At 71.4% G+C, this 17,989-nt stretch carries 15 protein-coding genes; 6 read left to right on the plus strand and 9 right to left on the minus strand.

Going from position 1 to position 17,989, the window contains the following annotated elements:
- Positions 1 to 41: 41 nt before the first annotated feature.
- The 4 genes from ACFVX4_RS29115 to ACFVX4_RS29130 all read right to left on the minus strand — a co-directional run bounded on the left by ACFVX4_RS29115 (position 42) and on the right by ACFVX4_RS29130 (position 3,468).
- A complete protein-coding gene (locus ACFVX4_RS29115) occupies positions 42 to 1,808 on the minus strand; it encodes a VgrG-related protein (protein WP_389982569.1) in 1,767 nt (588 codons plus the stop codon).
- Positions 1,805 to 2,527, minus strand: a complete 723-nt coding sequence (locus ACFVX4_RS29120; protein ID WP_389982571.1) for a LysM peptidoglycan-binding domain-containing protein — start codon at positions 2,525 to 2,527, stop codon at positions 1,805 to 1,807. Before ACFVX4_RS29120 ends, ACFVX4_RS29115 begins: the two co-directional genes overlap by 4 nt.
- 60 nt (positions 2,528 to 2,587) lie before the next feature.
- Positions 2,588 to 3,013 (minus strand): phage tail protein, encoded by a 426-nt coding sequence (locus ACFVX4_RS29125; RefSeq protein WP_266430804.1) that lies wholly within the window; start codon positions 3,011 to 3,013, stop codon positions 2,588 to 2,590.
- Positions 3,014 to 3,075: 62 nt separating this feature from the next.
- Entirely contained in the window at positions 3,076 to 3,468 is a 393-nt protein-coding gene (locus tag ACFVX4_RS29130; RefSeq protein ID WP_389982574.1) for a hypothetical protein, read from the minus strand.
- An 811-nt stretch (positions 3,469 to 4,279) separates the two neighbouring features.
- Between ACFVX4_RS29130 and ACFVX4_RS29135 the strand changes: the two genes are divergently transcribed.
- Both ACFVX4_RS29135 and ACFVX4_RS29140 read left to right on the plus strand, forming a co-directional pair.
- Positions 4,280 to 4,726 (plus strand): hypothetical protein, encoded by a 447-nt coding sequence (locus ACFVX4_RS29135; protein ID WP_389982577.1) that lies wholly within the window; start codon positions 4,280 to 4,282, stop codon positions 4,724 to 4,726.
- Between the two features lie 576 nt (positions 4,727 to 5,302).
- Positions 5,303 to 6,052 carry a hypothetical protein gene (locus tag ACFVX4_RS29140; RefSeq protein ID WP_389982580.1) on the plus strand — a complete coding sequence of 250 codons (750 nt, stop codon included), beginning with the start codon at positions 5,303 to 5,305 and terminating at the stop codon, positions 6,050 to 6,052.
- 132 nt (positions 6,053 to 6,184) lie between these two features.
- Here the strand turns inward: ACFVX4_RS29140 and ACFVX4_RS29145 are convergent, their stop codons facing one another.
- The 5 genes from ACFVX4_RS29145 to ACFVX4_RS29165 form a co-directional block, all read right to left on the minus strand.
- Complete coding sequence (locus ACFVX4_RS29145) at positions 6,185 to 6,343, minus strand: DUF6760 family protein (protein ID WP_266430796.1); 159 nt, start codon at positions 6,341 to 6,343, stop codon at positions 6,185 to 6,187.
- Positions 6,340 to 6,843, minus strand: a complete 504-nt coding sequence (locus ACFVX4_RS29150) for a hypothetical protein (RefSeq protein WP_389982583.1) — start codon at positions 6,841 to 6,843, stop codon at positions 6,340 to 6,342. Before ACFVX4_RS29150 ends, ACFVX4_RS29145 begins: the two co-directional genes overlap by 4 nt.
- Complete coding sequence (locus tag ACFVX4_RS29155; protein WP_072486912.1) at positions 6,840 to 7,280, minus strand: phage tail protein; 441 nt, start codon at positions 7,278 to 7,280, stop codon at positions 6,840 to 6,842. The genes ACFVX4_RS29150 and ACFVX4_RS29155 overlap by 4 nt, the downstream gene beginning before the upstream one ends.
- A gap of 39 nt (positions 7,281 to 7,319) precedes the next feature.
- Positions 7,320 to 8,849 (minus strand): phage tail sheath family protein, encoded by a 1,530-nt coding sequence (locus ACFVX4_RS29160; protein WP_389982586.1) that lies wholly within the window; start codon positions 8,847 to 8,849, stop codon positions 7,320 to 7,322.
- Positions 8,850 to 9,501: 652 nt separating this feature from the next.
- Positions 9,502 to 10,818: a hydrolytic protein gene (locus ACFVX4_RS29165; RefSeq protein WP_389982590.1), complete on the minus strand. Its 1,317-nt coding sequence runs from the start codon at positions 10,816 to 10,818 to the stop codon at positions 9,502 to 9,504.
- A 204-nt stretch (positions 10,819 to 11,022) separates the two neighbouring features.
- On the opposite strand from ACFVX4_RS29165, the gene ACFVX4_RS29170 reads away from it, so the two are divergent.
- The 4 genes from ACFVX4_RS29170 to ACFVX4_RS29185 all read left to right on the plus strand — a co-directional run bounded on the left by ACFVX4_RS29170 (position 11,023) and on the right by ACFVX4_RS29185 (position 17,949).
- A complete protein-coding gene (locus ACFVX4_RS29170; RefSeq protein ID WP_389982593.1) occupies positions 11,023 to 11,751 on the plus strand; it encodes a LuxR C-terminal-related transcriptional regulator in 729 nt (242 codons plus the stop codon).
- A gap of 215 nt (positions 11,752 to 11,966) precedes the next feature.
- On the plus strand, positions 11,967 to 15,116 hold the full coding sequence (locus ACFVX4_RS29175) for a hypothetical protein (protein ID WP_389982596.1): 3,150 nt from the start codon (positions 11,967 to 11,969) through the stop codon (positions 15,114 to 15,116).
- Positions 15,113 to 15,817 (plus strand): DUF4255 domain-containing protein, encoded by a 705-nt coding sequence (locus ACFVX4_RS29180; protein ID WP_389982599.1) that lies wholly within the window; start codon positions 15,113 to 15,115, stop codon positions 15,815 to 15,817. Before ACFVX4_RS29175 ends, ACFVX4_RS29180 begins: the two co-directional genes overlap by 4 nt.
- The gene (locus tag ACFVX4_RS29185) at positions 15,814 to 17,949 is read left to right on the plus strand and encodes an ATP-binding protein (RefSeq protein WP_389982602.1); all 2,136 of its coding nucleotides are present in this window, start codon (positions 15,814 to 15,816) and stop codon (positions 17,947 to 17,949) included. The genes ACFVX4_RS29180 and ACFVX4_RS29185 overlap by 4 nt, the downstream gene beginning before the upstream one ends.
- Positions 17,950 to 17,989: the final 40 nt, after the last annotated feature.

The raw sequence follows: 17,989 nt of genomic DNA on the forward strand, positions 1-17,989 counted from the left end.
GGGAATGGGACTTCTGAAGGCATCGGATGGATGGCGGACCGTCAGTTGATCTTGATGAGTCTGGCCTTGAGCACCCCGAGCAGCCCGCCGTCGATGGTGACCCCCGTCTTGCCGTTGACGGTCACCGAGCTGCCCTTGATGTTCACGTCGCCCGTTCCGGCGTCGAGGGTGATCCCGGACGCGGAGAGCTTCACGGAACTCAATGCCCGGTTGCCGCCGGGGGCGTACACCGTCAGCGCGATCTCGTTCCGCCGCTCGTCCAGGGTGACTTCGAGCCGTTTGTCGCCGGTGGCCAGCCGGACACCGGACGGTCCGCGCGGGGCGTCCAGAAGCTCCAGCCGGTTGCCCGAACGGGACACCAGGGAACGGCGGTTGACCTTGCCGCTGGTCGGGTCGACCAGCGGGACGTCGTGGCGCGAGGGCTTGTCGACCCCGTTGTAGAGGCCTCCCAGCACATAGGGGCTGTCCAGCAGCCCCTGCTCGAACCCGACCAGCACCTCGTCGTTGACCTCGGGACTGAATACCCCGCCGCCGCCCTGGCCGCCCCACTGCACCGTGCGGACCCAGTCGGTCACATAGGTGTCGTCGAGCCAGGGGAACTTGAGCCGGACCCAGCCGCGTTCGGCCTTGCCCTCGCGGATGTCGGTGACCACGCCGATCGCGAGACCCGGCATGCGCGGGCCGCGCGAGGGTGCGTTCGAGCCGCTGGTCAGTCCCGCCAACGAGCGGTCGGGCGCCGCGCTGACCAGCACGGTGGTGCGGTAGCCGCCGTTCGGTTCGAGTACGTGGTGCGCGGCGGTCGCCGTGTAGCGCCCGGCGAACGCCGGTCCGACGTTGCCGAGGGCCACCGGCTCCCCCGCCCGCAGCTGGGGATTGCCCTCGGCGACCGCCTCGATCTCACCGAATCCGGAGCTCACCGAGGCGGCCACCGAACCGGCCACGGCCCTGGCCTCGGCCTGGGTCCGGTACGGGGTGTCGGTGACCGTCATCCGGGCGTTCGGGCCGAACGCCCCGGCCGCCAGCGACGGGCTCATCCCGGGGGACACCGTGTCGCTGCGGATGGACTGCTCGCGGGCCACCAGCCGTGTCTTGGTGTCGACGTTCCAGCCGCGCACCTCCACACTGTCCGCCCCGTCCGCCCCGGTCAGCACGGCCCGCAGGGCCAGCAGGTTGCGTCCGTACTCCAGGACCATCGGGTGGCGGGTGGCGGAGGTGGCCGGCGAGGGGGCCGACGCGGCGGGTTTGGGCTTCACGAACTGCAACAGGCCCTTGTCGTCCACCCGCACGTGCGCACCGCTCTCGCCCGCGAGGTACTGGAGGAACTCCCAGTCCGAGACATTGGGCTGGGTCAGCTGCTTGTACGTGATGGGCGCGGCCTCGATCCTTCCGCAGGCCAGCCCGGCGCCCGCGGCGACCTTGCGGACGATGTCCGCGGTCTTCATGTTGCGGAACGCCACCACCTTCCGTCCGCGCTGGAGCCGGTGGGCCTTGGAGAAGGCGCGGACCACCGTGAACGAACCGGTGGTGTCGCTGTCCAGCTCGACCGCGGTGACCTCACCGGTGAACAGCCGCTCGCGCACCCGCTCCTGCACGGTGACCACGGATATCTTCAGCGGGGTGCCGATGGTCATCCCGGTGGCGGTGAGCAGCTTGTGATCGGGGTCCCGGTACGTCAGCACGGCGGTGTCCGGCAGGCCGACGTTCTCGTCGACCACGCAGCTCACCAGCTGGGCGGCCCAGGCCGGTGGCAGCTCGCCGGGGGCCTCGACGATCGGATCCGCGGCGAAGGAGCGGCCGGCGGCGGTCATCGGCTGCCCTCCGGAGCGTGATCTTCCAGTCCAGGCACGACCAGCTCCCTGCCGGGGATCAACTGCATCGGGTCGTCCACGTCGTTGGCCTCCGCGATCGTGCGCCAGGCGGTGGCGTCGCCGTATTCCCGCCAGGCGAGCAGCGGCAGGCTGTCCCCGGCGACGACCCGGTGCGTACGACGTGCCTCCCGCGAGCCGGACGTGGGGTTCTGGCCCGCCGGATCCACGCTCGCCTCCTCGATCGACAGGGCGCAGGTGGCGCGCAGCGGCTTCCCGTCGACGTCGAAGAGGGTGTACGAGACGGAGAGGTTGGACAGCACACCGTCGAACGAGGTGGTCTTCGACGTGCCCCAGTCGAAGCGGACCCAGGGGCTCGCGGGCGTCTTGCGGGCCAGGCTGCTCGGTGTGGGCACACACGCCGTCATCAGCTGCTCCACCGCCTTCTCCACCGAGTTGTCGTGGGTGGCCGTGGAATCCAGGAAGACCTCCAGGGACAGCGCCCGGGGCCCGCTGCCCACGAATTCGGGCAGCGCGGACTGCCCGGCCATCCGGGACGGCGTGCGCCGCCACTCGGTGCTCTTGCTCAGCGACAGCTTGGCGGGGTTGAACTGCAAGGTGAGCCGGGCGAGGGTCCCGCCCGGTTTGGCGCCGACGGTCGTCGGCGGTTCCATGATGGTCAGCTGGGCGCGAGCACGGCTCGTACGGACAGCGGGTGACATTGCGCTCCTCCTTCCCGATCTTCTCTGCTACCTGTACCTGCTAAGGGACGTGACGATCCATCAGGAGGGCTCCAGGCCCTCGTGTGCGATCTCCAGCGTCTCGATCGCCGCCTGGGAACTGGCGGGGTCGAAGGACGGCCCCTGCCAGCGGACCGGCACGATGCCGTGCACCTGCCAGCTGATGATGCGGCTGAGGTCCGGACGGAGCGCGACGATCTCGCCGTCCTTGGGTTCGACCCGCTGGATCGTCTCGTTCAGCCACCGTGCGATCTTGAGCGTGTCGGCGGTGACGGGGCGGGTCAGCGTGATGTTGGTCCAGGTGATCCGTCCCGGCAGCTGCCAGGTGAACCCGTTGTTGCCGCCCTCGGCGTACTGCTCCATCTCCACCTCGGCGCCCAGGCCCGAGCAGGTGTGGAAGGCCCCCAGGTCACTGCCGCCGATGACGAGCTTGAAGAAGACGCTCGTCGCGAAGATGTTGTCCGTCATGTGCTTCTCTTCTTCTCTGCTGTTTCCAAGTGCCGTGCCGTGTTCAGCTGTTCGGGCCGCTGTCAGCGGCGCCCGTCGTACAACCGTCCGGTACGTTCCCGCCCTCTGCGCATGTCCGCGCGGATCAGCCGGCTCACCGGATCGAGCAGACGACGGGCCAGTTCCTCGATGTCCGCGGCGGTGACCCGGTTCGCGGGCGGAGCGTCCGCGGTGGCCGAGTCGGCCGATCCGGCCGGGCCGGTCCTTCCCGACGGCGCGGCGGGCTTCACCGGGGCCGCCCTCACCGGAACACCGGTGATTCCGGCGTCGGCCGCCGCGCGCTGAAGCACCTCGGCCGTGGCCCCGGAGACGCCCGCTCCGGCGGCCGGAGCGGGTGCGCGTTGCGGAACCCGTACCGAAAGGCTCGGTGGTCCGGGAAGAGGAGCACCGGCTCCGGCCGCCGGTCCGGTGGCCATGGGAGCGCCGGAATCCGCCACTACCGGAAACGCCATCCGCTGTACGGGCACGGCGGCTGCTCCCGGCCGGTCCGTTGCGGGCGGATGCGGACGCACGACCGGAACCGGCTGTGCGGCGGACGGCACGAGAGGGTGTGCGGAGGGGGCCACGTGCGCGGTCGGGGGTGCGGGTCGTGGTGGCGGGGACGGCGGTCCGGGGCGGCGGGCGGAGCCTGACTCCACGGGGCTCTGCTCCGGCAGGTGGGCGTCGGGACGGGACGGTGGCGTGGTCGCGCCGCCGCGTACCGAACGCTGTACGAGCCGCCGCAGGAGCGAGCCGCCGACCCCCGGTCCGCGACCCGTCCGGTCGGCGCCGACGCGGGCCCCGGTCGCTGCTCCGGGCCCGGCTCCGGGCCCGGCTCCGGCCCCGGTCCCCGGAACGCGAGTGGGGTCATCGGCAGGCGTCCGGCCGGGGTGCGTCCCGCTCCGCGTGGTGCCGGGCGACGGGCTCCCGGGCACGAGACGTTGGACGGTTCCGCCGGGCGCCGTAGTCCCGGGCGCCGTAGTCCGAGACACCGTACTCCCGGGCGACGCAGTCCCAGGCGCCGTAGTCCGAGGCACCGCAGTCCCGGGCGTCGGCCCACCGGGCGTCGGCACCTGGCCGGTCGCACGTGTCCGGTTCGGCGCAGCAGGTTCGGAGGGGCGGGTGCTCGGGTGAGGAAGTGCCGGCCCGGGTGCGGCACCCGGCGGCGTCCGGTGCTCCCCGGTCCGCGTGCTCCCGGGCCCCGCCGACGGCACATCGGGCCCCGGCTGACGGCCATCACGGCGCCAGGTGGCTGCCACGACCGGCCGGGCCGCGCTGCCTGACGCAGGCGCCGAAAAGCCCTCGCCGGAGCCGGTGCTCACCTTCAGGGCCCTGCTTGCGAGCAGGGCACGTGACCGCTGGACGGCGGGCATCGGCCCCGCCGCCGAGGAGGCGGGGCCGGATGTCCGTCCCGTCTCCCGCTCCGGGGTGATCCTCCGGACACGTACCGGCGCAGCGGCAGGGGCAGGGGTGCTGATGGGCGTGCTCGGACGCGTGGTGTCCGCCGCGCGCTGGACAACCGCGGGTTGCGGTGCGGACGCATCGGGCAGGGCAGGCACGGGGGGCGTCCGCACCGGCATCGCGGAAGGCTCGTTCAGAAGCTTCGACATCGGCTTGGCAGGTACGGAGGACGGGGGCGCCCCGGGCTCCCCCGTCGGCGTCGCGCCTTGCCGCGGGCCCGTGGTTCCCGGCTGAGGCCCACGACGGTCGCCGAGCAGCGGAGCAGCGTTCCGGAGCCTGGCCGTCGGCGGAAGCGAGGGAAGGGGGGTACCGATCCCGCCCCGGGCACGAGCCGGTGAGCCGGACCGGTCGGGCTGTGGCGGCTGCGGGGCCCGAACCTCCGGAGACCTGGCTTCCGTGGACCGAACGTCCGGAGACGACGGCTGACGCACCGACGGCTTCGCCGCTTCTGGCGAACGCGCGGTCACCGGAGGGGTTGCCGAAGGGGTTGCCGGAGAGGTTTCCGAAGGGGTTGCCGGAGAGGTTTCCGTCTCCGATGTCTGGCGTTGAAGTACAGGCATGTCCGCTGTCTGTTGCCCCTCCGGGGCGGACGGTACGACCTCGCTCCGCGCTGCCGGACCTGACGGTACGGCCCCGGTGGGCAGTTCTCTCAGGGGCTTGCCCAGGGCGGGACGCACCGGTGCGGCGGTGGGACGGTCGGTGCCGACGTCCGGACCGGCGGGCGCGGTCTGTTGCGACGCGCCCTGCTGCACAGCGGTGGTGGTGACGGGATTGGCCGATGCGGAGGTCGTGGCCGGCAGGATCCCGGCGATGTGTCGCAGTGCCATCGCCGGACGCCTGGCAATGATCAGGGGGGAGGCGGTCCGCCGCGGACGTACGGCCGCGGGCCGGGCCCGCTGGGGCGAAACCGGTGCCGGCTCGGCGCCCGCGGGATGCCGCGACGCCGACGCGGCGGCCGGACTCGAAGCCGGTCCCGGAGCCGCGGCGGGCACCGTGCCCTTCGCCGGGGCCGCCTCCGCCGTGGCTTCCGGAGCGGTTGCGCCACCACCGCCGGTCCGCTGCCCCGGTGCCCCGCTCCCGGAGGAGCGGGAGGACGAGGAGCGGGAGGACGAGGCAGGGGCGGACGAGGCAGGGGCGGACGAAGGACGGGAGGACACCGTGCGGCTCGACCGCTGGACGGTTGCAGTCGCAGGGGCCGGCTTCCCGCCCGCCCTGCCCCTGCCTGCCGCGTTGCCCGCTGCGGCGGACGGCAGGCCCGCAGCAGGTTCCGCTTCCCCGTCCGTTCCGGTCCGGGCGGCACGCAACAGCAGCGGTCCACCGGGAGACTCGGAACGCGCGCTGCCCGGACGGGCGACGCTATGGATGAGGCCCACCGGCGCGGACGGCAGTACGGCATGGCCGAGTTCGCTCCCGAAGGCGAGGTCCTGCCACGAGGCGAGGCCGTCCCTGAACCGCAGTCCGTCGCTCACCCCGATCGAGGACCGGGCGACGGTCACCGTCGGGGGCGCGACCTGCCGCCAGCCGCCGTCCCAGTCCCCGCCCCGGACGCCATCCCGCTGACCGGCCCCGCTGTCGCTCCGGTCGGCCGCCGGTTCCGGAGCGTGCCGGGTCTCGGCTCCGGCTCCGCCCCGGGACGGCGTTCCGGGCTGCTGCCGGTCCCCCCGGCGGAGCCAGTTTCCGATCCCCACACGATCACCCGCCTTCGTTGACGCGGGTGTTGATCCGCGCTATCTCCCGCACCCATTCCTGACGCTCGCCGTGGGTGAGGTCGAGAATGTCCTCTCGCTGCCAATGGAAGTGGTAGGCGACGTACGCGATCTCCTCCCGCAATCGGGGAAGCGCGTACGTCACGATTCCCCCAGGCGCCCACCCGAGAGGTCCACCTCGAACGCCCCGTGGCACAGCGGGCAGGTCACCGCGGCGTGCGTGTGGCCCTCGCTGTTGATCCGGCGGTAGAAGTCCTGGAGGAACGCCACATCCGTCGCGTACATCCGCTCGACGACCCCGGCGTGCACATCGGTGATGGTGCCGAGCTGGGTGATCACCTGGCTCAGCAGCACCACGGACAGGTACGCCGGGTTCTCCTTCACCCGCAGATCGATCTGCGGGCGCAGCTCGTCCCGTGCCGTCGCGAGCCGCATCGAGCCGCGCCGGTGGACCTGGCCCCCGTCGTCGACGTAACCGCGCGGGAGCTCGAACTCGAACTCCGTACGCAGATCCATCTGGTCACGGTCGCGGTCCCGGGCCGAAGGCGGTGCGGGAGCTGCCTCCTCGTGTGCGGCGGGCGGGGCGGACGCAAGGCTGTCGAGGACTTCGTCGAGCCCGCCCGACGTAACGGTCCTACGCCTCATTCGACCACGATCTCCTCGAAGGTGATGGTCACCGACTCGGTGGCCGCACTGGACTCGCCGGCCTTCAGCGAGGGCCCCTCCCACTTGCTGGCCCAGCCCTGCATCAACTGGATGCGCCGGACCGTCTCACCCTTCGAGTCCTTGATCTCGATGGTCAGGTTCTGGCGCGCGGTGTCGACAGCCCCGTTGTTGAGCGTCTCCTTGATCCATTTGGTGAACTCGCTGCTCTTGTCGAGTCCGCGGGTGATCGTCACCTCGCCCGCCTGGCGTGCGCCGGGCTGCTTGCGGATGATCTGCTTGCCCTCGGCGGTCACTTGACGGACCTCGACGACTTCCTCCTCGACGGTCAGGCCGCTGATCTCTTGGATCGACTCGACGAGATAGCCGCCGAGCTGCACGCCGAAGACGTGGGTGGAAAGAGCGTCGCCCTCTGCCATGACTCTGTGTCACCTGTTCCGTTTGCGGACCCTGCTGGGTCACTCGTTGACGAGGCTGGTGCTGTCGGAGAACTGTGCGAGGCGGAAGATCACGAACTCCGCCGGCTTCACCGGGGCCACGCCGATCTCGCACACGACCTGGCCGAGGTCGATCGACTCCTGCGGATTGTTGTCGCGGTCGCACTTGACGTAGAACGCTTCCTCGGCCGTGCGGCCGAAGAGGGCGCCCCGGCGCCACTCCTCGGTGAGGAAGGCGGTGACGTTGCGCCGGATACTCGACCACAGGCGGTCGTCGTTCGGCTCGAACACCACCCACTGGGTGCCCAGGAGGATCGACTCCTCCAGGTAGTTGAAGAGTCGGCGTACGTTGAGGTAGCGCCAGGCCGGGTCGGACGAGAGGGTGCGCGCGCCCCAGATCCGGATACCGCGCCCGGGGAAGGCGCGCACGCAGTTGACACCGATCGGGTTGAGCAGGTCCTGCTCGCCCTTGCTGAGGCGGATCTCCAGGTCCAGCGCACCGCGGATGACCTCGTTGGCGGGGGCCTTGTGCACACCGCGCTCGCCGTCGCTGCGCGCCCAGACGCCGGCCACATGGCCGCTCGGCGGCACCAGGGAGTTCTGGCCGGTCGCCGGGTCGAAGACCTTGACCCACGGGTAGTAGACGGTCGCGTAGCGCGAGTCGTATCCGGCGTCGTCGTTGCGCCAGGTACGGACGCGCTGGGCGTTCATGCCCGGCGGGGTGTCCAGGATGGCGACCCGGTCGCCCATCTGCTCGCAGTGCGAAATCACCGCCAACTGAACGGCCTTGACGCCCTCGGCGTCGATGTCGCCGCGCTGGTAGGCGCTCATCAGGTCCGGAACGGCGACCATGGTGATCTCGTCGATCGCTTCGAGGCCCGCGAAGCCCGTACGGGCGGCGGCGTCACCGACGTACTCGGCCGGGTCGAGCCGTGCGACACCGGATCCGGGGGCGGCGGCGGTGGGCGCGAGGGCGAGGGTCTGGTTCTCGGGGCGGGTCTGGGCCGCGCCGGGCTGCTCGGTGACCTGGATGAGCTTGGACTGGCGGGTCTGGGCGACCAGATAGCCCTTGACGTTCTTGCGGGTGGAGACGTCGTAGGTCTCCACCACCTTGCCGGCCTGCCGCACCAGCAGCCGGAACCGGTCCTCCGGAACGTTCTCGCCCTCGGCGTCGGCGACCTCGACGGAGAGGTCTCCACTCGTTCCGGGCCGTGCGGAGACCAGGAATCCCCCGATGGCGGCGGGCTGGGCCACTTCGGCGGCGGATCCCTGCGCCGAGTCCTGTGCGGGGCCCCCGATGCGCACGATGTAGGCCGCGCCGCCACCGTTGGCGAAGAAGCCGTAGACCGCGGGCGTCAGGTACGTGTCGGCGGTGAAGGTACCGAAGGTCTGGACGTACTGGTCCCAGTTCGTCACCAGCGTCGGCTGGTGGAAGGGGCCGGACTCCGCGAAACCGACGAAGGCTGCGACCGCGGTGCCGACTCCCTCGATGGGCCGCGCTCCGGACTGCACCTCCTCCACGTATACACCGGGGGTGAGGTACGACGGCATGCTCGCTCCTTCGCGTGGTCGTTCGTTCGCCGCCGAGTCTTCCTCGGCGGCTGTGGCGGACAGTAGGTCTCAAGGTCCTGGGCACGGGGCAAGGGTGCTGCCTTCCCGGGCACCCGTGCGACAGGAAATGCTTCCCCCCGCGGACCGGTCGCGGCGGTCGCCGCATTTCCTGTTTCGGTCACGTGACAGCAAGGTGGACTCCGGCTTCACGGACGGTGTCCACCGTTCCGCCGGCAGGGGGTTCGACGGAAATACGGATGCCCGGCTTCGGTGAATGCCCACGTACGCGGCCACGCACCCGGGGATTCCCGGAGCTGCGCACCGAGGTCAGCGGCGGCCGGAATATCGGCGTCGGACAGACGGAAATCAGCCAGAATTCAGCGCGGGCGGACAGGCCCCGACCATCCGTTCGGGGCATCGGCGACCGTATCCATCCCTCGACCGCCCCGCCCGACCCTTTCGCGCTCCCCGGAGGATCCGCGACCGGAAGGCCCTACCTGATTCCGATGCCACGAGGAACCCGTCAGGTCTAGACCTCTAATGTGCACTGGAGAAGGAAACTGCCAAAGACCGGCAAGCCGGGTTTCCCTCGGTCGGGTTTTCTGCTGTTCTCATCCCCTGTGGGGGAAGCAGGAGGCCAGGCACTTTGTTTCTACGGTGCGAGATCGCTCAGTACACCACTGACATTGAGTACTTGGTGGCATTCGGAGGCCTGAGTTCCGGTTGCCGGCGTGCCGGGTTTGGCACAGGTCACGGACGCGGTGACCGTGTCGTTCTCCTGAATCTCGATGGGGGTGACCCAGTGGTAGTCCTGGTTGCGGAAGGTCTCCAGAGCGATGGTGGTGATCTTCCGCTCCCCGAAGGAGATGGTCAGCACTCCTTCGTCGCCCTGGAAGTTCGCCACCACGATGTCCGTGATACCGAATACCTTCCCCTTCGGAACCCGGTACGTCCCGTTCTTCTTGGCCCCGGACCCGGTCTGCACATCGATCGTCGCCGAGCTCTGCTGGGTGCCGCCCGATCCCCCGCCCGATCCCGAACTGGAACCGCCCGAGCCGGAGCCTCCGGACGCGTTCGGCTTGCCCTGCCCCTTGTCATCTCCCTGACCACCGGTCGGGTCGCCCGTGCCGCCCCCTGTTGCCGAACCCTGTTGCCCGCCGGGGGGCGTCTTCTCCTGTGCGGCCTCGTGCGCCGCCTGCTTCGCGGTGCTCCGCACCGCGGGCCGGACCAGCGCGAACCACGCGAGCAGCAGCGCGAGCAGCGCGGCCAGGACTATCAGCAGCCACCTGGGCAGTACGGGCAGTTGCGCGAACTCACCGGGCAGTGCCTCGGACCGGCCGGACTGCTCGCTGTCGGTGTCCCGTTCGGTGCTTTCGGCGGCCTCGACCTCGAACGGCCAGACGACCGGCTTGCCGAACCAGATCAGCTTCCGGGCCCGTACCCGCAGGCCCACCTCGGCGGACTCGCCCGGTTCCAGGCGCCGTTGGGCCGGGGTGAAGGCCAGGCGGAGTTCCTCCCCGGCCTGTTTGCCGGTGAGGGCGACGTCGACCGCCGTGTTCCCCTTGTTCTGCACCGAGGTCCGGAACCGGGCGCCCAGCCAGCCGGAGCGCCGGCGCGGGTCGAGCTCCGCCCGGAGCTCGTGAAAGGGCCCGACGATCACCGTGGCCTCGGGGACCGCCACCGACTCGGGGTGCTCCGTGGGCAGCACGCGGACACCCAGGGGCATCTCACCGGCCCGTACCTCGTGGGACCGGGGCGGCGCGAGCCGTACGGTCACCACCTCGGAGGTCCCCGGATAGAGGGACACGCGCGCCGGCTCGACGGTGCTCCAAGCGGCGCAGTCGCCGACCACTTCGAGGGTGTACGCCTCGACGATGTCGCCGTCGTTGCGCACGGTCAGTGTCGTCGTCGCTTCGGTGCCGGGCGACACCGTCACCGTAGGCGTTTCGAGTTCGGCAGATGTGGTCACGATGCGACGTTAGGCCGCCCCCGCGGCTGCGCAGCAGAGACGCGAGGGCAACGATCGGGCAGGGGTGGTGCCCTGACGGCACAACGCCGCGATGTCCCGGCGACCCTTCCCCGGGCCCGTTCACCCTGCCGGAGGCCGACGCGGTCGAGTGCGGCAACAGGCGTATCGGACGGAAGTATCTGAGAAAGACAGGCACACAATCGAATGACGACGACAGCAGACACGCAGAACAGGGCAGTGGAGCGCGGCCAGTACCGCAGGCCCACCGCTTCGGAGCGCTCCGCCGGGAGCGGCGCCAAGGAGGCTCCCGGGGGCAGAGTCTCCGTAGCCGTGTACGCGGAGGATCTGATCCTGCGGACCGGTGTGGTTCACCAGATGCGCCCACGGCCCGAGATAGAGCTCATAGCGGAGTCCGAGGCGGACCGGGCCCAAGTCTCCTTAGTAGTAGTGGACATGGTGGACGAGCGCACCGTCCAGCTCCTGCAGCGTCTCCAGCGCAATACCGCGACCCGCACCGGACTCGTCGTCGGGTTCTTCGAATCGGGCGCGCTCCAGACCATGATCGAGTGCGGCGTCGCCGCCGTACTGAGGCGCGGGGAGGCCGACCAGGACAGTCTCGTCCACCTGGTGACGGCGATGGCGAACGGCGAGGGTGTCCTGCCGGGCGACCTGCTCGGAAAGCTCCTCGACCACGTCAGCAGCCTCCAGCGCACGGTCCTCGACCCCCGGGGACTCTCGCTCTCCACCCTCACGACGCGCGAGGCGGAGATGATCAGGCTGGTGTCGGAGGGCTACGGCACCGCGGAGATCGCGCAGAAGACCTCGTACTCCGAACGCACCGTCAAGAACGTTCTGCATGAGGTGGTGACAAGGCTCGAACTGCGCAATCGGGCCCACGCCGTCGGCTACACCATGCGACACGGACTCATCTGAGTCCTGCCCCGGGCTCCCGTGCGGACGGCGTCGCGGACGCCGCCGCGCGGGGGCCCGCCGGGGTTCGTGGCCGGAGCGGCCGGGCAAGGGGCCGGGAAGGCGCCGCAAAGGGCAACAGCCCCTTCCCCCGCTCCGGGTACTTGGGACCTGTCCTTGGCGCCGCAAGGGCACGATGCTTGTCTTGGAGAGTCATCAACAGGACTGTGAGGTGGGCCGTGACCGGCACTGCTGGCCCTGCGAGGCATACCCGGCTGGGCCGACTGACGGGCGCTTTGATGCTGCTGGCGCCGTTGCTGGTGGCGGGTTCCGCGTCCGCCCCCCAGGGTGCGCCGAGGCTCGCCGCGGCGGCGGACGAAGGGCCGGCGGACGCGGGGCGCATCGCCTACGCCGGCACCGAACACCGCATTTTCGGCCGGGTCACCGACCCGGCCACCAGCGCCCCGCTGTTCGGCTCCGGACCGGTCCACTACGACCAGGACCCCTCCGCACGCGGCGAGTTGCTGGTCTTCACCAGCCTGCGCGACAGCGTGCGCCCGCAGGTGTACGTGCGCGATGCGGGCGGAGCGGTGCGCAAGCTCACCACCGGCCGGGACGCCGCGCATCCCGAACTCTCCCCGGACGGGCGGACCGTGGTGTTCGACTCCGCGGAGCGGGGGCCGGACGGTGTGGTCCAGCGTGAACTGTGGACCGTCGGGATCGACGGCTCCGGCCTGCGGCGGCTGACGGACACCCCCAACAACGAGACCTCCCCGACCTTCTCCCCGGACGGCTCGCGGATCGCGTACTCCTGCGACTCCGGTCCCGGGCGGACCGGCCTGATCTACGAACAGGCCGTGGCCGGCGGCGCGGCGCGAGTGATCAGTGACGGCCCGCCCGGCGACGCGACCGAGCCGGAGTGGAACCCGGTGGACGACGACTCCCACCGCGCTCTTGTGGCGTACACCCTCACCACGGACGAGGAGACGGGACCCCGGCTCCGGGTGACCGAGGGCATCGGGACCGACCGTCCCCTGCTGGCCGGTGTCCAGGCGGACTGGCGCACCCGCTCGGCCGCCTGGCTGCCGGACGGGAACAGCCTGCTCTTCCTCAGCCCCGACACGACCTGCGGGTGCAAGGACTACGACCACGTCTACCGGACGACCGCCTTCGACGGGAACGAGCCGGGCCTGACGCTCGGCGAGGACCGTGCGGTCGAATCGCCCACCTGGCTCGGGCCCGCGGACTCCGGGACCTCCGTCGTGGCACGGCGGACCCCTCGCGAGGCGAACGACGTGACGCTCCAGGACGTCAGGCAGGACGGTTCGGACCCGCGGGATCTCGGGCTCCCCATCCTGAAGGAGGACCCGGAGGCCAATACGAACACCGACCCCGCCAAGGACCCGCTGTTCAATCCGGCGGACGCCTACGACCCTTGGACCGAGCGGCAGAACTACACACCGGACGGCAGGCGCATCGTCCTGACCCGCTTCGAGGGTCCGGAGAAGGAGCGCGTCGAGCGGATCCGGCTGGCCGACGCCGACGGGACCCACGAGGCAGCGATGCCGCTCGACGGGCGCGGTCCCCGTGACTGGGACACCGACCCCACGTTCTCGCCCGACGGCACCAAGCTGGCGTTCACCAGGACCTCTCCCGGCAGGGTCGACGGGCAGCCGGGGCCGAGCAGCATTCTCATCGCGGACGTCGCAACAGGGGCGATCGAAGGCAGGATAGTTCCGCCGGAAGGCCAGTTGGCAGGAGGTGACGCGCAGCCGTCCTGGTCGTCCGACGGCACCACCCTCGCGTTCACCCGCAACCACGTGATCCGGGGGCTGGGCGGCATCAAGCACGTCTGGACCGTGCCGGTGGCGGCGCTCGACCAGCAGCGGGACCTCAGCGTCACCATCTGCCCCGGTGAATGCAAGAAGATCGACGACAGCCCCGCCTTCTCCCCCGACGGCAGCTCGATCGCCTTCAACCGGAAGGACGGCGGCGGCCAGGTCAACGAGCGCGCCGGAATCATCGTGACCTCGCTGACCGGCGGTGAGTGCCGGGTCGTGCTTCCGTCCGTCCAGCGGAACAACCCCGACGCCTGCCATCAGGACATCCCCGACACCTCGCGGACCGGGCCCTTCCAGCCCCGCGACGTGGCCTGGTCGCCGGACGCGGGACGGCTGGTGCTGAGTTCGCGCAGGGCGCTCGCGCCGAACTCCCCGGAGCAGCTGTCCATGCTCGACCTCTCCTCCGGCACGCTGACGCCCTTCGGCGAAAGGCTCACCGGGCGGCAGAAGGAGCCCGCCTTCCAGCAGTCGGTCGACCTGACCCTGACCGCACCGCCCACCGGACCCGCGGTGGAGGTCGGTTCCTCCGTGTCGGTGACGGTCACCGTCACCAACAGAGGTCCGGCGCCCTCGCCCGGCACCGTGCTCACCGTCGACGCCCCGCCCGGCGTGCGTCTGGAGGAGCTCACCACCCCGGACGGGCCCTGTGCAACCGAGTCGCCCCAGTGCGACCTCGGCGTGCTCCCGCCCGGGGCCGGTGTGCAGGTCACCGCTCGGCTGACCGGCGTGACGACGGGAGACCAGCGGATCGGCTGGTCGGTCACCGGGGCCGTGGTCGACCCGAACCCCACGGACAACGCCACCGGAACGACCGTGCCGGTCCAGGACGTGCCTCCGACACCCACGCCGACCCCTTCTCCCACGACCTCGCCGCCCCGGCCTCCGGCGCCCGAGCCCGAGCCGAAGGCGGGGCCCGGCGTCACGGTGCGGGCCCAGCCCAGCCCCGGCTTCGTCGGCGGCCGGGTGGTGGTGACGTACACCGTGCGCAACGGCCGGAACGCGCTCGCCACCGGTCTGCGGCTGAGGCTCGGACTGCCCGCGCGGATCCCGGCGGGTCCGCTTCCGGCGGGCTGCGCCGCCGGGGTGTGCACGCTGCCCGACCTGGCACCCGGCGCCTCCACGGTCGTCCGTGTCGTACTCAAGCCGGACCGGGCGCTGAGGACGACCATCACCGGAACGCTCACCACGACCGGCACCGACGCCGACACCGGCGACAACGTCTCCAGGAAACCGCTGCGCATCCTCCAGCCCCGGATCGTCGCGGTGCCCGCCGTCGGCAAGCCCGGGTTCGTCACCTCCGTACGGGGCAAGGACTTCCCGCCCGGGGCACCGGTGAAGCTCAGCTGGAAGCCCGGGATCACGGCAGCCGCACCGCCCACCTTCCCGCGCCGGGACCGTACGTTCATCGCGCAGCTGCTGATCCTGGCGAAGGACCAGACGGGGCCGCGCACGATCACCGCAAGCGGACCGGGGTTCAGCCCGGTCACCACGCCCTTCCTGGTGGTCGCCGGCACCATCGTCCCGCCGGACGAGGTGGGGCGCCGATGATCCACGAAGTGGACGAGGGGCTGCGGCTGCTGCTGGTCGACGCCGGCCTCCAGGAGAGCGGCGTCGACCTGGTCTTCGACGCACCGACGAAGGACTGGTCCGCCCGGCGCAACGCCCCCACGATCAGCGTCTTCCTCCACCGCATCCGTGAGGATGCGGCCCGCCGCCGCACCGGCACGGCCGAGGAGCACGACGACCAGGGAGTGGTCATCGGCTGGCGGACCCCGCCGCGCTGGTTCGAGCTGACCTATCTGGTGACCGCCTGGACCAATCGACCGCAGGACGAACACCGCCTGCTCGCCGAGGTGTTGCGCTGCCTCGTGCGGTCGGACGTCCTGCCCTCCAGCATGCACACGGGCAGCCTCGCCGAGCTCGGGCTGGCCGTGGAGATCGAGGCGGCGGGTCCGGGCACCGACGGGCCGTCCGCCTCGGACGTCTGGTCCGCGCTCGGCGGTGAGCTGAAGGCCGCGATCGACCTGCGTGTGTGGGCACCGCTGGCCGGTGAACGGACCGCCGCCGGACCGCCGGTCACCGAGGGGCTGGTGGTGAAGACCGCGCCCGGACGGGACGGCGACGGTGCGGGACCGGGGCGCCGGCTGCGCTACGACGGGGCGTCCGACCCCGGCGCGCAGGGCTTCGCCGCGGAACGGGAACGGCAGTTGCCGCCCGGCCGGCGCAGGCGCGGGGGCGCGGCCCGATGACCACGACACAGGGCGCCCGTGCCGTCCGCGAACCGGCCGACACCCCGACGGCGGTCGTCGAGGACCTCTGGGAGCAGTTGAGCCACGTCGAGCAGCGCGTCAGGAACGCCGTGGCTCTCCGGCGGGCCGCCGACCCGCAACCGGACGATCCGTACCGGGGGCAGTACCTCACCCCCGAGGCGGCCGCGCGGATCGTGGAGTCCCGCGACGCGTTCGCACCCGTACCGGCGCACGGCTCCGAGCCTTCGCCGCAGTCACCGCCCGGGAGCCGGATCCGGCAACTCGCCGAGGACTTCGGCCTGGTGCCGCTGGACGTCGACCTCCTGCTGGTCGCGATGGCCCCGGACATCGACAACCGGTTCGAGCGGCTCTACGGCTACCTCAACGACGACCTCACCCGGCGAAGGCCCACCATCGGCCTGGCGCTCGACCTCTGCGGGCTGCCCGCCGCGGGCTCCGGCCGCTTCCGGTTCTCGCCGTCCGCCCCACTGGTCGCGGACGGACTGCTGGAGGTCCTGGAGGCCGACCGCCCGCTGCTCTCACGGGTGCTGCGCGTGCCGGACCGGATCACCGCCCACCTGCTCGGCGACGACGAGATCGACGGGAGGCTGCGCGGCCTCGTCCGGGCGGTCGCGCACGCGGAGGAGCCGGACAACGGACCGGAGGCCCTGCGGGTCGCGGCGGCGCTGGGCACGGGCAGCGGCCTGGTGCATCTGCTCGACCGGGGAGGTGACCCCGGCAGACTGGCGGTCGAGGCGCTTCTCGCCGTGGGACGTCGTGCGCTGGTGGTCGACATCGCGGCCCTCGCCACCCTTCCCGAACCGGCGGAGGTCGTACGGACCCTGGCGGCCGAGGCCCGGCTGAGCGGCGGCGGGGTCGTCCTCGGGCCGCTGGAAGCGCTCGCCCCCGAGCGGCCCGAGAGAGCCCGGCTGCTCGGCGGCCTCTGTGCGGCGGTCAGCGGTGCTCCTCTGGTCGCGTACGGGAAGAAGAACTGGGATCCCCTGTGGACCGCGGAGAGTCCGGTTCCGGTCCATGTCCTGTCCCCCGGCCCCGCGGGCGTGGCGCGGCAGTGGCGCCGGGCGCTCGCCGAGGCCGGCACGTCGGTCGGGCTGCCCGCCGGGAGCGTGGCGGCCGACGAGGAACTCATCGAGGCCACCGCCTCCTACCGGCTCGACTCCGAGCAGGTGCGCAAGGCCGCCGTTGTCGCCTCCCGGCTGGCTGTTCTGGAGGACCGTCCGGTGGACGCGCAGGATCTGCGCACGGCGGTCCGGGCACAGAACGGCGCGGGGCTCGAACGGCTCGCCCGTCGCATCGAGCCGGCGGTCGGCTGGGACGACCTCGTGCTGCCCGCCGCGACCCGCCACGAGCTGTCCGAACTCGCCCTGCGCGCACGTCACCGCGAACAGGTGCTCGGGCAGTGGCGGATGCGTCCCGGCGGTGGCCGGGGGCGCGGGATCATCGCGTTGTTCGCGGGCGAGTCCGGCACCGGCAAGACCATGTCCGCCGAGGTGGTGGCGTCGGAGCTCGGCATGGAACTCTACGTCGTGGATCTGTCGACCGTGGTGGACAAGTACATCGGCGAGACCGAGAAGAACCTCGAAAGGATCTTCGTCGAGGCGTCCGACGTCAACGGCATCCTGCTGTTCGACGAGGCGGACGCCATCTTCGGGAAACGCTCACAGGTCAAGGACGCGCACGACCGCCACGCCAACGTGGAGTCGGCCTATCTGCTGCAGCGGATGGAGTCCTTCGACGGGATCGCGGTGCTCACCACCAATCTGCGGGGCAATCTCGACGAGGCCTTCACCCGGCGCCTCGATGTGATCGCGGAGTTCCCCATGCCGGACGCCCGGCAGCGACTGGCCCTGTGGGACCGCTGCCTCGGGACGGCGATCCCCCGCGAAGCCGGACTCGACCTGGAATTCTGCGCGGGACGCTTCGAGCTGGCGGGTGGATCGATCCGCGCCTGTGCGGTGACCGCCGCCTATCTGGCGGCGGAATCGGGCAGTCCGCTCGGCATGGAGCAGATCGTCTCGGCCGTGCTCCAGGAGTACCGCAAGCTCGGCCGCCTGGTCCGGGAGAGCGAGTTCGGCCCTTGGCTGGACCGTACGCGGGGAGGCGGGGCGGGGTAGCGCCGTCGGAAACCCCGGTCGTGCTCTCCCGGCTGTCGGC

The organism is Streptomyces sp. NPDC058240 (assembly GCF_042882135.1).
In the GTDB taxonomy this organism is placed as follows: domain Bacteria; phylum Actinomycetota; class Actinomycetes; order Streptomycetales; family Streptomycetaceae; genus Streptomyces.